At 40.2% G+C, this 15193-nt stretch carries 9 protein-coding genes, 1 tRNA gene and 2 pseudogenes; 4 read left to right on the forward strand and 8 right to left on the reverse strand.

Annotated features, from left to right (window positions below; all coding sequences use genetic code 11):
- Positions 1 to 9 precede the first annotated feature (9 nt).
- The 4 genes from DXB63_RS10325 to DXB63_RS10340 form a co-directional block, all read right to left on the reverse strand.
- Positions 10 to 534 carry a response regulator gene (locus tag DXB63_RS10325; RefSeq protein ID WP_233522844.1) on the reverse strand — a complete coding sequence of 175 codons (525 nt, stop codon included), beginning with the start codon at positions 532 to 534 and terminating at the stop codon, positions 10 to 12.
- A gap of 853 nt (positions 535 to 1387) precedes the next feature.
- Positions 1388 to 4801, reverse strand: coding sequence for a DEAD/DEAH box helicase (locus tag DXB63_RS10330; protein WP_122126338.1), 3414 nt, complete (start codon positions 4799 to 4801; stop codon positions 1388 to 1390).
- A gap of 54 nt (positions 4802 to 4855) precedes the next feature.
- On the reverse strand, positions 4856 to 6601 hold the full coding sequence (locus DXB63_RS10335; RefSeq protein WP_122126339.1) for a leucine-rich repeat domain-containing protein: 1746 nt from the start codon (positions 6599 to 6601) through the stop codon (positions 4856 to 4858).
- Between the two features lie 169 nt (positions 6602 to 6770).
- The gene (locus DXB63_RS10340; protein ID WP_122126340.1) at positions 6771 to 8330 is read right to left on the reverse strand and encodes a hypothetical protein; all 1560 of its coding nucleotides are present in this window, start codon (positions 8328 to 8330) and stop codon (positions 6771 to 6773) included.
- Positions 8331 to 8546: 216 nt separating this feature from the next.
- On the opposite strand from DXB63_RS10340, the pseudogene DXB63_RS10345 reads away from it, so the two are divergent.
- The 3 genes and pseudogenes from DXB63_RS10345 to DXB63_RS10350 all read left to right on the forward strand — a co-directional run.
- Positions 8547 to 10194 (forward strand): annotated as a pseudogene (locus DXB63_RS10345) (FAD-dependent oxidoreductase); the annotation flags it as partial.
- A gap of 83 nt (positions 10195 to 10277) precedes the next feature.
- A pseudogene (locus DXB63_RS18420) lies at positions 10278 to 11006 on the forward strand (DsrE/DsrF/DrsH-like family protein); the annotation flags it as partial.
- A gap of 25 nt (positions 11007 to 11031) precedes the next feature.
- Positions 11032 to 11370, forward strand: coding sequence for a MarR family winged helix-turn-helix transcriptional regulator (locus DXB63_RS10350; RefSeq protein ID WP_122126342.1), 339 nt, complete (start codon positions 11032 to 11034; stop codon positions 11368 to 11370).
- Positions 11371 to 11517: 147 nt separating this feature from the next.
- On the opposite strand, the gene tatC is transcribed toward DXB63_RS10350, so the two are convergent.
- From tatC to DXB63_RS10370, 4 genes are all read right to left on the reverse strand, one after another.
- Positions 11518 to 12333, reverse strand: coding sequence for a twin-arginine translocase subunit TatC (gene tatC / locus DXB63_RS10355; RefSeq protein WP_122126343.1), 816 nt, complete (start codon positions 12331 to 12333; stop codon positions 11518 to 11520).
- Positions 12334 to 12335: 2 nt separating this feature from the next.
- The gene (locus DXB63_RS10360; RefSeq protein WP_369869602.1) at positions 12336 to 12581 is read right to left on the reverse strand and encodes a twin-arginine translocase TatA/TatE family subunit; all 246 of its coding nucleotides are present in this window, start codon (positions 12579 to 12581) and stop codon (positions 12336 to 12338) included.
- Between the two features lie 80 nt (positions 12582 to 12661).
- Positions 12662 to 13279 (reverse strand): HU family DNA-binding protein, encoded by a 618-nt coding sequence (locus DXB63_RS10365; RefSeq protein WP_122126344.1) that lies wholly within the window; start codon positions 13277 to 13279, stop codon positions 12662 to 12664.
- Between the two features lie 556 nt (positions 13280 to 13835).
- Positions 13836 to 13909 (reverse strand) — tRNA-Ala (locus tag DXB63_RS10370).
- A gap of 521 nt (positions 13910 to 14430) precedes the next feature.
- Here DXB63_RS10370 and DXB63_RS10375 point away from each other — a divergent pair.
- Positions 14431 to 14919, forward strand: a complete 489-nt coding sequence (locus DXB63_RS10375; protein ID WP_122126345.1) for a hypothetical protein — start codon at positions 14431 to 14433, stop codon at positions 14917 to 14919.
- Positions 14920 to 15193 lie beyond the last annotated feature (274 nt).

Genomic DNA, 15193 nt, shown 5'->3' on the forward strand with positions numbered 1-15193 from the left:
TATACTCAATTATATATATTGATCCAACATCTCTAATAAAGCCATCTTAGATATTGGTTTTGTCAGAAATGAATTACATCCTGCCGACAAAGCCTGTTGTCTATCATTGTCAAAAGCAAATGCTGTAAGTGCTATAATGGGTATATCTTTAGATATTTCCCTTATAGCCTTCGTTGCTTCCAAACCATCCATATTCGGCATTTTTATATCCATAAGAATTAAATCAGGTTTATGCTTTTTAAACAATTCCACAGCCTCCAAACCGTCATTTGCCCGAATAAGAATATACATTTTACCTAAAAAGGCTCTCAATAACAAGAAATTACTATCAACATCCTCAGCAACAAGGATTGATTTCATATTTGTATCCTGATTGACAGAATTCAAATTAAGGTTTTCAGATTTTAGCTCTTGACTCATATTTCCCCCTTTTTCATTTCGATAAGGTACTATAAAACGCAATACTGCCCTATCCCCTTTCAATATTACACTTATTTCATCACCGATTAATTTAATAAAACGGTCAAAATACACTATCCATCTTTTCTTTCAGAAAACCAATTGCTACATCTTTTACAAAGAACTTCGAACGTTCTTCTTCAAAACAAAATCAAGCCGAATCCAAGTGAACAATATATGTGACAAATATATTTGTATTTTTTGACTTAAAGAAATAAATACGCCTTTTCTTAGCTTACTAATTTATAAAGATTACCTGACTTTTCAATTAAGAGTCAGGATGGTAATAATACATGCTGTTCAGCATACGGTCGATCGTTTGCAAACAATAGGAGTTTATCATCAATCGACCGTATCTTTGTTTACGATCGTCCTTATGTTTTTTTCAATCAACCTGATGATTTAAAAAAACATCAAGGTGTTTCAGAAAAACACCAAGGTCGTTTTTCATTACTTCTATTGATCATTTAATTAAATTATTAAGTGGAACCATATAAAACGAGTTACTCTTATTTGTCTTTCAATCCTTCAGTTCCGGATATTCTGTTTGAGTATCAGTAGATTATCCTGAACCTTTATCGTAAAAAAGGTTCAGCCGGGAAAACAAGCGATGGATTCAAATGATCAACTGAATGATTTGAAAAATAACTGAAAGATAGAATCATTCAGCTTAACCCATTCTGTATCAGTTCGAATATTGGCAAACTGAAGGATGAAACTTATAGTCGTTGATTCTTCCGGATAGTGGATAAAGCAGGGGATTCCGAGTCATAAAAACCTTAGGTATAGACATAAAAAAAGGGAAGTCTCACGACTTCCACAATTCTTCTAACCTTAAATCTAAATCTCTATGAAAAAAACGTATTGCAAATATAGCGGTTTGTCAAATACAAAGGTGTTAATGAATTGCATAAAGTTTGAATATAAATTAATGTTTCCATAAATCTGTAAAACCATCACACGAATCTATTAAATTTAGCAAATTAGAATAGATAGAATTTTGACGCAAAAGGTCAGGGACTCCTGTTATAAACAGTTGCTTTCGTGCACGGGTTAGTGCAACATTCAGCTTACGATCTATCAATTTGCCATTTTCCTCAATCACATTGGCTAAGAACTTTAACTGCCAAAGGTAGTTGACACTAAACGAATAAATAATGACATCCCGTTCACTTCCCTGAAATCTTTCTACCGTATCCACAACAATATCATTTACTGCCGGGATAGACAATTTGGCTAATTCTTTTTTTATCAAAGCTATCTGACTGCGATATGGTGTAATAATTCCCAATGTCTGAGTCGGATTAAACTGTTCTCCATAACATTTATAAATCTCGCCCACCAATACCCCCACAATTTCAGCTTCATATATATTTGTTTTTGCCGAAGTTCCATTTCGTTGAGGTTTAGAAGGAATAAAAACCATCCGTTTACTCATTAACCTAGCCAAATCACCTGACGCATATCTTTCAGGAACAAATAGTTCGCCTTGTTGATGCGGTAATCCTACCGGCTCCAACTTACCACTGTAAAAAGCATGATTAGGGAAGAAAGCCACTTCCGGATTCATACGTCCTTGTTTACACAGCATGTCAATCGCCCAACTCCCGTTGTCTCCCGACAGTTTATTGATATGTAAACGGTAAAGGCGTTCAAAAAGAGAATCACGCAAATTCGTTAAACCAATGGAATTTAACTGTTCATCAACGACACGCGACTGCTCTTCATTCTGCAAAACAACAGCCGGCAATTGCTTATGATCACCAATCAATATAAATTTGCCTAACGCATTTTCCCCCTTTCGGTTCTTCGCGCAAAGTATGCCTAGTAATTGAGGCTCAAGAATTTGAGTTGCTTCATCGACAATAGCCACATCAAAAGTTTTCAAATTGAAAAGTTCCGGCTTGTTAGCAATAGAAGCAACTGTTCCTACAAACAATCTGCATTTCGTAATACATTCATATACCTCCGAACGACGGCTACAATCGGACAAAACATTCTCTATCAGATATTCACGATACATTTCATCACAAGAAAGCTCACTCCCAACGCGGATAAAGTCTACTTTAGGTTCGATAGCAAGCAATGATTTGCATATTTCATCAACAGCCCGATTCGTATATGCCAGCAGAAGTATCTGCACTCCCGGATTCTCATAAAACATTTCCACCATCTTTCTCAAAGCACGTGAAGTCTTGCCTGTTCCCGGAGGACCCACCAACAAGAAATAATCTTTTGCTGCTACTGCTTTCAAAGCTACGCGAGCGAAATCATCCTTCGCCTCTCTAACCGCATCTGCATAAGAAAGATCAAAACTTGGTTCACGTTGTGACAGTAACAAGTCTCTCCTATCCTTATTAGCGACTGAAAAAGTGTGCAACCCCTGATACATACACCTAAATGCGGTATCCATCGTATCATGTTCCACCGCATAAAGACTATCATCCGGCAAAACCGACACATTCTGCTGTGCAGCCCTGATTCTGATCTTAATCCGTTCCGAAGATATTTCATCAATACTTCCTTTGAAAACCATCTTGTTTGTAACCCGGTCTTCATCGTTATTCCGTTCATAGAGAACAACAACATCTCCAGCCCTAAAATTAGGTAGAAAATCATCTCCATACTGAGGTACAGCCAAGATTACATACGCTTTATGTTCATCGGCAGCATGGTTATCAATAATCTTCAAATCATAGAGAATCTCTCCCGCCTCACATTTTTCCACTAAAGAAGAAAGCCATAGCGAAGCCGCACCTGTCCTACCCTCATAATCTATATCTCCTGATTTCGAAGTATATTGCTCTTTTGTTATGAAGTTATAGAGTGAAAGATAATACGCCTGCTCCAAAGATGACATTTCCGCATAATGCTTTCGGAAATTCTCAATAGAAGGTGAAAGATACTGTTCCCAGAACTTACCGGAAAGATGTTTTTCATTCAGGGTAACCGGATTTATTTCTCCCAATTTGAGAGCCGTATAAGATAAGTTATTATGTAACTGAACGCCGTATTCATTGGCTACGATTAAATTCCGGACATTGATAACCCGCTTGACTAATGCCCACGAAGCTCCCGCCGGATAGAGCAGCGGGTAACGTGTATAGAGTAAATACGGATGTTGCTGTCTATGGTCTTTTCCCATACTGTACTCCAATACAGCCATATAAAGCAACATCTGTATCCTGTTATTCTCTTTCGGCTCTATCTTGTTACGTATGGCATACTCATCAGCTTTTCCGGATTTCATTTCTATGAAACTACTCATATCCCTTTGCATATAGTCCAGACGCCCCTGTATGCCCAATGCTTCACAGATGTACGAAGGTTCAAGTACCGCATCCTCTTTATTCAAATCATATCCGGAATCATGAAAAGTATAGGTCACTATTTTACGGATATGCTCAAAATGCAGCTTACAATCATCAAAGAACTGCTTTTCTTTTACCTTATCCTGCAAGTCCTCACAAGCGGCAATCTCTATCGGATACCTCTTAAACGCTTTCTTCATGCAAGAAAGGTAATCCACCTCTCCATCCGAGTGAATCCATTCGTCCAAGAAAAGATTCACTATATTTCCCAATAACAGAGGGCGGGCATTCGATATGGGAACGAGCTTATTTAGATTATAATTTGCCGGATGGCATCCGTAATCTTTAAAACATTCGGCCAGTGTGCTGATGTCAATCAGATAATCAGGTTCCAGCACAATGAAAGCCGGAGTATATACACCTTCTTCATCTATAGAAACATCCAAAAGGTTGACTTGCGCATATCTCCACAACTGTGCTACCGTAGAATTAAATGCATCATTCATCCCGGCTACATCATAACGGACTTTCAACAGTTCTTCCGCAACAATATCTACCGGTGTTACATATAAATAGGTATCATCCGAATACTGGTAACAGACACGGATCTTTTTAATCTGCTTCCGTACGACTTTATGCACCGGTATAATAACATCATTTTTAGGCAATACGGAATAAAGTCTCAGCGGAATATCCTGCCTATATAATTTACGAATAGTAAAAGCGATGGTCTTTATATCACGTAGAAACAAATCGTCGGTCGGTTCTACACGTTTGTTCAGTATATCATTAGAAGTCAAACGGAAGGTATGCAAACAATTCTGTTCCATACCTCCCAGTTCATATTTAGCTGCCAAAAAGTTAATCCTTGCCGCAAGGTCTGTCATTTGCAGACTTTCGTTTTGCATGAATGCACGGCACAGACGTTCTAACAATTCACGCAACTGGCGATAGGCAACGACTAGCGACTGCTCCTTGACAGCATAAATATCCCATAAAGCACTGAAATACTCATTCTCTTCCTGTTTCATACGACAAAAATACAGAATTTAGAGCAATACTGTTGTCGTAACAGATTAATACTTTTATCTGACTATTACTTTTAAAGAATCAGAGTCCCCTTTTATAATATAGATGCCGTCAGCCAAAGCCAGTTCATTCATTCCTTTACCTAACATTTGACTTCTGACCATTTTTCCATTCACATCATAGACACAAACCGTTTGTTCCTTATTGGAAATCAACACAACGCATCCATTTTTACTGCTATCCACTATCAAAGAAGCTCTAGTTTCCAACCCAACCATAGAATCAGGAGCCGGCTTTTCCAAATCCGCAATTATCTCTTTAAAGTTTTTCCAGACCAAAGCATCCTTATATTGTTCGTCGGAGTCCTCAGGAATATGCAAAGTCATAACAGACTCATTTCCATCAAAGATATCTTCCGCCGCACAGACCGGAGGTTCCGGATTCCGGCTATTTACCACCATCAAATCCGAACAACTGGAAAATGCCATGCTACCTATAGTATCGACCTTTACCCCCAACGTCACCTCTATCAATCCTCTACAACTGCCAAAAGCAGCATCGCCTATCATCGTCACTTTATCCGGGATTACAATACTTTCCAGCTTCTTACATCCCCAAAAGGCATTTCGTCCTACTTCTTCCGCATTCTCTGATATAGTTACTTCTTTCAAACTTTGGCAACTCATAAAAGCATACTTTCCTATTATCCTTACTTTATCAGGAAGAACCAACTTCTCCAATCCTGTACAATACTCAAACGCATCATCGCCAATAATTTCCAAATCCTCCGGTAAATTGAGTTCGGAAAGGTCACTACAATCCGCAAAAGCATAAGCACCAATACTGACAATAGATTTAGAGAAGGTCACGGAAGTCAGATTAGTTCCATAAAAAGCATAATCGCCAATTGCGTTCACAGAAACCGGGATGTCATAATTATCACCTTTCCCTTTAGGGTATAATAATAATGTAGTTTGCTGTTTATCATATAAGACTCCATTTAATGAACTATAATCCATATTTTCAGGATCAACCGTAACCGCCATTAACTGAGAACAATTGATAAAAGCACTTTTTCCTATCGAGCTGACAGCCTTTGAAATAGAGACAGACACAATACCTTTACACCCGTTAAAAGCCTTATCACCGATAGAAATCAAAGAAACAGGCAAATTCACTTCCGTTAGTCCTGCACATTTTGAGAATGCCGCATCACCTATTTTAACCAACGTACCGGCAAATTCTATATCCGTCAGCATTGCACTTTCAGAGAAAGCGAATTCGCCAATCTCCACAGTTCCTTCAGGAATAGTATAACCGGTACCTTTTCCTGCAGGATAAATCAGCAATATATCTTTCTCCTTATTAAATAATACACCGTCCACAACTGAAAACTCCGTATTTGTGCCGTCCAACTCAAAGGAGGCTAGTTTTGAACAACCCGCGAACGCATTACCGGCTATACTGGTCACAGATTCAGGTAAACTAAAAAAGGTCAGCCCGTTACAATAATTGAAAGTACCATTACCAATAGAAACTATCGAATTGGGAACAGTAATGGAAGTTAAACTGCCACACCCGGAAAAGGCATAATCTCCAATAGACGTCACACTGTATTTAGTTCCATTGTTGGTGACCGATGACGGTATCTCTATATCAAGCAGAGCCCCCGAATTATAACTGCTCACTTCCACCGTATTATCCGTCAATACCTTATAGGTGAACCGATCTACTTCAAACTCTTCCGCTGACATTCGTCCGGCTAACACCAATAAAACAAAAAGTAAAAAGTTCTTCTTCATAACCAATAAATTTTATGTTCGACTATATGCAAATATACAAAATGAACAGTATTCTTATACTGACATTAACCATATCATCCAAAACATTAATCTACTGATTATCAATAGCGAAACAAATATAAAGGAAAGAAAAAACGGACAGTTGCCCTATATACACCCTTCTTTTCACTTAAAATTCAATGAGGAAGCTATCCAAAGACTTTGTATTATCCAGTCCTAATTTAACAGCAAGGCGCTGACGTGATTTATAATAATTATCTTCTTCCAAAGCACAAAGTCTTTGGATATTCCTAGCAGAAACTTCCAGTTTCAACAAACAGCAAATGCATAAATTAGTTTGGGAGAACTTACCGAAGCCGGCTACCAAACGTGCTGAGAAATCAGGGTATGCCAAGTCCACGGCTTCAATTAAAGCATCCTTTTCTTCCGCAGAAAGTTCCGTGACATTTTTCTTCTTCATCTGGAATGCCGGAATGAGTTTAGATATCGGCATTTTCTGAAACAGGCATTTCCCTAAAGCCCCGTTCATTTCTTTATATTCCTGTAACTTCAATGCTATATCACTTACTTCCGACAAATAGCTTGCATCCCGCTCTACATACAATTGCTTTATCCTCTCCTGATTCTCCAATATCTGTTTTTTCAAAGAATCAATCGTTTCTTTATTCAACAGCAATTCATTTTCCTTTTCCAGCATCTTTATCTTCAGTGTACGTTGCTTTGCCCGTAACCTCTGTATCAGAATATAACTGCCAACCAACAGCAAGACAAAACAAACCAGCACAACAAACAAAGTAAACTTACTCCGCTCATTTTTTAGTTTCAGCTCAGCTTTTTCTGATCTTAACTTCTCACTTTCATATTTCTGCTGAATTTCCGCAATCTTTTCAGGAATGACAAATTTAGTAATGCTATCATGCAAAATCAGAAAAGAATCCGCATAGACCACCGCCTGCTTCATATCTCCTTTCTGCTTTTCCATTTCAAATAAGCGATAAAACACAGAACGCTTAAAATATATTTCCGAAGCCGGCAAACACTGTCGCAGATAATAACAAGCAGAATCCAACATTCCCATTCTTTTATACATATCGGCTTTTATGCTAAAAAGAACGCTCGGTACACACGAATCCGATTCTGCCCCCAAATAAATCAGAGCTTTTTGGAAATCTTTTCTATCCGTATAAATACTGGCAAGTTCCCTGCGCACGGATGAGATAACTTTTTCGGAAGTCTTGTCCGTCGTTACATCAAGTGCTTTCTCAAACATCATAATAGCACTGTCCATATCCTGCCTGTCTTTTCTTCCCGGCATTAAAATAGACCTTAACTGATATGCACGGGCCATATTTCTTAAAATCTCTGTCCGATAATAATGCAATTCCGGTTTGCCGTCTGCAAAACGATAAGCTATTTGAAGTTCCGATAAAGCCTCCTCCGGTAAATCCTGAAGTAAATGAATAAAGCCTACCCGATTGTAAATGTCCGCCAACAAATCCACATTACCGTCTTTTAATGCTTCATCTTTGGCTCGCATATAGCACAAAAAAGCAGCGGAATCATTATTTAGCTTCGCATAATTCCTTCCCAGATGATAATAGGCCAAAGCTAAAGTGTCAGTATTGTAATCCAGATCAGTAAATAAGGCAGAAGCGTTATTCTCTTTACAAGAAAAAAACGATGTAGACAAAAAGAACAATAGTAAACCTATTAAATAGATGTTTTTCATCAACTCATCCGATTATTATTACTATAATGATACAAAAATAAACGTTTCACTTTACAAAACCAAACTTATAAACAAGCAAACGCTTTCCTGTCTCGCACAAGTTTCGATCAACACTCCTTAGATATTTTCCATTGGAAAATTTGTATTCTATAAAACATTCAATATATTTGCATATATTTTCCATTGGAAACAATCAAACGATTAAAACATATCATTATGAAATACATTATTATAGGAGGCGTAGCCGGGGGTGCAACCACCGCAGCCAGAATCAGAAGAAACGACGAATCCGCGGAAATGATCTTATTTGAGAAAGGGAAGTATATATCCTACGCCAATTGCGGCCTACCTTATTATATAGGTGATGTGATTACCGACCGGGAAAAACTTTTCTTGCAAACACCCGAGTCTTTCGGCAGACGTTTCAACATAGATGTACGGATTCAATCGGAAGTTACCGGTATCGACCGTGAAAACCAAAAGGTGACCGTTCGCAAAGCCGACGGGGAAGAATATACGGAAAGCTATGACAAATTGCTTCTTTCTCCGGGAGCTTCTCCCGTACGTCCCCCTTTGCCGGGAATTGATTCGGAAGGTATCTTTACTTTGAGAAATGTAGCCGACACCGATAATATAAAGAGTTATCTCAACGACCGTTCCATAAAAAGGGCTGTGGTCATCGGTGCAGGCTTTATCGGATTGGAAATGGCGGAGAACCTGCATGCCAACGGCGCAAAAGTATCCATTGTAGAAATGGCGGATCAGGTGATGACACCGATTGATTTCTCAATGGCTTCACTCGTGCACCAACACCTGATGCAAAAGGGGGTGAACCTCTATCTGAGCGAAGCTGTTTCTTCATTTGAGAAAGACAACGACGAAATAAAGGTAACGTTCAAAAGCGGTAAAACAATTACTGCCGACATCGTGATCCTCTCAATCGGAGTAAGACCGGAAACGAAGCTGGCAAGAGAAGCCGGACTGGCTATCGGGGAAGCCGGGGGAATAGCTGTCAACGAGTACCTGCAAACTTCGGATGAGAATATCTACGCCGTAGGTGATGCCATAGAGTACAAACATCCTATCACCGGAAAGTCTTGGCTGAACTATCTTGCCGTCCCGGCCAACCGTCAGGGAAGAATCGTTGCCGACAATATGGTGTATGGCAATACTATTTCTTATGAAGGAGCTATCGGCACTTCTATCGCAAAAGTCTTCGATATGACGGTTGCTTCTACCGGACTGCCTGCCAAACGCCTGAAGCAAGCCAACATAGAATATTTGTCCTCTACCACACATTCCGGTTCTCATGCGGGATACTATCCGGACGCTTTGCCGATGAGCATAAAAATCACTTTCGACAAGAAAGATGGCACACTATATGGCGGACAGATAGTGGGCTACACGGGCGTGGACAAGCGTATCGACGAAATTGCCCTGATTATCAAACATAAAGGCACGATCTACGACTTAATCCGTCTGGAACATGCCTATGCACCTCCTTACTCTTCTGCCAAAGATCCCGCAGCAATTGCCGGATATGCCGCCGAAAATATTCTGAAAGCAAAAGTCCATCCGTTATACTGGAGAGAATTAAGAGATGCCGATATGCAGGAGATCACCCTTATAGACGTGCGTACTCCGGACGAACACAGCTTAAACTCCATCAAAGGCTCTATCAACATCCCTTTGGATGATTTGAGAGAGCGAATGAGCGAAATTCCTTCCGACAAGCCTGTATATCTATACTGTGCCGTCGGCCTGCGGGGCTACTTGGCATCAAGGATACTTCTGCAACATGGATTCGCCAATGTGAAAAACCTTGTAGGAGGGTACAAAACTTATCTGGCGGCAACTACTCCCGTTACGCTCTGCGACAATCCCGACGACTGTAAGGGAAAAGCGGATACGACGGATTATTCGGAAGAAAGAAATATGAAAACCTCGATAAAAACCATAAAAGTGGATGCTTGCGGACTGCAATGTCCCGGCCCTATCCTTAAAATGAAGAAAAGTATAGAAGAGCTGTTGGAAGGAGAACGGATGGAGATGGAAGCTACGGACGCAGGATTCCCAAGAGATGCGGAAGCTTGGTGCAATACCACCGGCAACCGTTTCATTTCCAAAGAGGATAAAGGCGGTAAGTTCAGCGTTGTCATAGAAAAAGGAGGAGCCAAAGCATGTCACACAATCAGTTCATGCGAAAGCAAAGGAAAAACATTTATCATGTTCAGTGACGACTTAGACAAAGCGCTCGCCACTTTCGTCCTTGCCAACGGTGCTGCCGCAACCGGAGAAAAAGTTACTATCTTCTTCACTTTCTGGGGACTGAACGCCATCAAGAAGCTCGATAAGCCGAAAGTAGAGAAAGACATATTCGGAAAGATGTTCGGTATGATGTTGCCGTCCAGTTCACAGAAGCTGAAACTATCCAAGATGAACATGGGTGGCATAGGCAGCCGGATGATGCGTTATATCATGAAAAACAAGGGCATAGATTCTTTAGAATCGCTTCGCCGGCAGGCTTTGGAGAATGGAGTGGAGTTCATCGCCTGCCAGATGTCTATGGATGTAATGGGCGTCAAGCGTGAAGAACTGCTCGATGAAGTCACCATCGGAGGGGTTGCTACTTATATGAACCGTGCGGATAATGCGAATGTAAACCTATTTATTTAAAACCAGTATGAAATCAATCTGTATAATGAGAGACATCTACAAGGCTCTCAACGAATTTGAAAGTTCACTCGAACAGGTACACGGCGTTTCGCTCAATGAAGCGATGGTGCTCTGCTGCATCAATGACCAAACGTTGACGGCAAGCGCCATCTCCGAGCAGACCGGAATAAAGGCCTCACACCTTTCCAAGGTAATCCGTTCCATAGAAGAAAAGAAGATGATCGGACGTGCATTAGGAGAGAAAGACAAACGTCAGATGTATTTTTCATTAACCGATAGTGGTAAGAAATGCCTTTCGGATATGAAATGCAATACGATAGAGATACCGGAAATACTGAAACCGCTCTTTGATGAAACCGCCTGAAAAGAATAACGAACTTACTCAGGCATAAGAGGGAACCCGAAAAGCCCTTCTATTCTTTTTTTCAGGCGCGGATTACGCGGATTACACGGAAAAGAGTAAAGAAATAATCCGCGTAATCCGCGCCTAAATCATATCTATATTAACCGTTCAGACATCATCGTCAGTCAATTCCTCTTTATCTTCTCTCGGTTTATCCTTTATCAGCAGGATGCTCATTTCGTAGAGCAGGCACAACGGGATAGCCACCACAGACAAGGTAAACGGATCTCCGGTAGGCGTGATGATAGCCGCAACGATAAATATCAGTACGATGGCATGACGGCGATACTTACGGAGGAAAGACTTGGTAACCAATCCCATCAACGATAGCAACCACGTCACCAAAGGAAGCTCGAACACCAACCCCATCATCAGCACCAGCATCATAAAGTTGTCGATATATGAGTTCAACGATATCTGATTCTCTATCTGCGTACTCAGTTCATACGTAGCCAGAAAGCGCAACGTCAACGGATATACCATGAAATAGCCCAGCAACACTCCCAGAAAAAACATGATTGTACCCACGCTCAATGCCATCTTCACGTTTTTTTCTTCATTCGGATAGAGGGCAGGCTTGATAAACAGCCATATTTCAAATAAAAGGTAGGGTACGGACATGACGACAGACATCCAGAAAGCAGTAGAGATATGTATAAAGAACGGTGATGCCAGATTAATATTAATCAGCTTCACCTCAAACTGCTGGGTAAAGAAGTCTCCCGACAGATGAAGCCAGTCACCTATCTTATGGAGAAAATGATAAAAAACAAAATCATTATGGCAGGGAGCCAGAATTACGTTGTCGAAGAGATAAGGCATGGCAATGAAAAAGCCTATGGCAAAGACCATCCATACCCCGATAACTCTGAAAAGCACACGACGAAGCACATCCAGGTGATCCCAGAATGTCATTTCGGCCATGCTTATTCCTCTTTTTTCTGTTCGTTGTCGGTCGTCGGCTTCTTCGTTTCCACCGGCTTGTCTATATCCTCTTTTGTTTTCTTTATCTCGGCCTCGGCTTCAGCAACCCCTTGTTTGAAGCTCTTCATCCCTTTTCCCAGTCCTTTCATCAGTTCGGGAATCTTCTTTCCGCCAAAAAGCAATACGATTAATAAAACAATCAGCAGGATTTCCATACCGCCCAAGTTCCAAAGCAAAATGTTGTTCATCATAAGATTAATCATTATAATTCTATTATAGACTGCAAATCTAAATAAAAGTAAGGTAGAGAGCAAGAAATTAAAGGTATTTATAGATTTCCATAATATCCCGGTCCCGGCGTATAAATCGGGAAATGATAGATTCCCTCTTTCCGAAGGTGTCCGTCGTCTACCAATGTCTTCAAACGGCGATTGGCAGTAGTTTTCGTTAAACGGCAAATACGCTCGAAATCCGCACGGGTTATATAGTTATTGTTTTTGAAATAGTCTGTCAGAATCGCGTCTATCTCCGCCAAAGATGTATCCTTGGAATGATTCTTTATGTCCACGCGTACAAAATGCGTAGAAGCGTACAACTCCCGCTTCAAATCCTTTTCAGGACGAAACGAGACGGATTTGAACTTTACGGATTCCGCTCTGATCTCTTTTTCCGAACGTACAGGCGGACAGGTGGCCGTCATTTGAAAAAAGCCGAGACCGTCCAGATGAACCCTGTCGCCATCCTTGAGTTTCTCCACGATGAGATTCCGCAAAAGATTTATAACCGCCCCTACTTCACTCTCCATGAAAGTGCTCCGCTGATGGATTGTCTTTGCCAATTCTTCACTGTTTACCGTCTGTCTCGGCAATACCCGCACGTGAAGTTCTCCCTTCTTCTCTTGTCCGTCCGGAACAGGTGTTTCATAGAAATCATAGATTACTGCCATATTCGTATGTATTAAAGCATGAATTAATTCTTTTCTTCGTATCAACTACTATTTTTCTTTGCATCGACTAATCTTTTCACATACGTGGAGCAATCGTTCCATATCTGTGGGACGAATGCTCCACAATAATGGAACAATCGCCCCACAGCCGTGAAAAGATTAATTCTTCAAGACAAAGATACTACTTTAATCCGACGTACACAATAAAAGTCTGACCTATTCCATTAGTTTTCCCCTTCCGTATAAATAGCCAAAACATTCCGGGAAACAACAGGACAAGGCACGGCCTTTCACATCATCCGAAACTAAAAACAAAGAAAAAAAGGAAGTTGGAAGCTATCGCTATTCTGATTTTATGAGTTCCGTCTATGGATACTTTTGCGGGAACTATTGCTGTCTTTAATGTTGTCATAATAATTTGGGATTCGTTTTAGATTCGTTATTAAGTCCAAATTGGAACAAAACATCCTTTTCTTATCTAAAATGATTAGAGCAACAACAAGAAGAAATCAGTTATATACCTCTGTATTACTGTGTTTTAAACTTAAATATTTCGTGGAGCATATCGGACTCGAACCGATCACCTCGACACTGCCAGTGTCGCACTCTAGCCAGATGAGCTAATGCCCCGATATTGTTTTGATACGGCAAATATAATATATTTATAGATACAGTTCACAAATTTAGCCTGAAAAAAGAACAAGGACATCCTATTTTAGTTTCCGGCCGATGCTTATCAGAGGAAATACGACCAGCCACAAAAGAGAAACGGGGATTCGGAGATAAAGGTAAAAAATGCAACAATTAAATAGGTAAAACTCCTGATTTATATAAAATTTAGCTTATATTTGTCGTGTCTTCCTGAAGTGGAAGATACATTTTATAATATTGAAGTAACGAGTTATTGTCCCAGAACTTAAAATCGCCAGTTTTATTCATCGGGGATGATAGCAACAGTTACCTCACGTTTATTGTTATATTCCTAATCAATATAATGATATGGCGTGGGGTACAGTTGTCTATTATCGATGGAGGGTTTCTGGCGATGCCTAAGTTCTGTAGTAGATTAGCTGTCCTCACGTCTTTTTTGTATCCTTTCGTGAGGACGCTTTTCTATTACGAACTCCCGCTTCCTCAAACAGAAAAGGAATATGGACGAACTATTGTTGACGGGTATCATGGGGATACTCTCGATCATCCTATTGATAACAGGATACCTATTGATAAAAAGGCACGAAAAACGATGCTGGAAAGTAGATAGAAATACCCGGATAGTATTGCATCTGCTTCAAACATTATTAGACCAGAAAGAGCTGGTCATGCTGGAAAGCGAACTGCATAAAGACCCTCACAGCAACAAGCTACCCAGCGAATTGCTCTACGGCGTCCCCACCGACGACGAGGACAAGTACCTCAACATCTGCACCTTCGATACCCTGCTCTGTTATCTTGCCCTGTTCGAGCAAGTAGCCGTTATACTCGCAAGAGACAAAGACCTGAACAATTTATTCCTAAACATCTTCTCCGAACAAATAGACGACCTCTACGAGAACATAAACATCTTCGAATTCATCTTCGAGCACGAGGATAAGTACCCGGAACTGCGAAAGTTACTGATGAACTGGAAAGACACCAAGTAAACTTCGCTCTCAAGTATATTCATGGTTATTACTATATTATCTTTGATAGGCCAAAACGTCACGACAGTAAATCCGTCATTTCCATTCGTCGGCAAAAGACACATATTCGTCGATAAATTGTTTCCAGTTGTCGTTTCCACTTTGCAAAAGTAACCGAAATGTTACGCAATCGTAATTTTAAGAGTTTTTCTTTAAACTTAAATGAAGAAATGTAACGAAACTTGGCAATTATTCCATGCGAAACTTGTAACTTTGTGACACGAGCATAAGAAAT

Origin of the sequence: Bacteroides sp. OM05-12, assembly GCF_003438995.1 — a bacterium.
Lineage (GTDB): Bacteria > Bacteroidota > Bacteroidia > Bacteroidales > Bacteroidaceae > Bacteroides.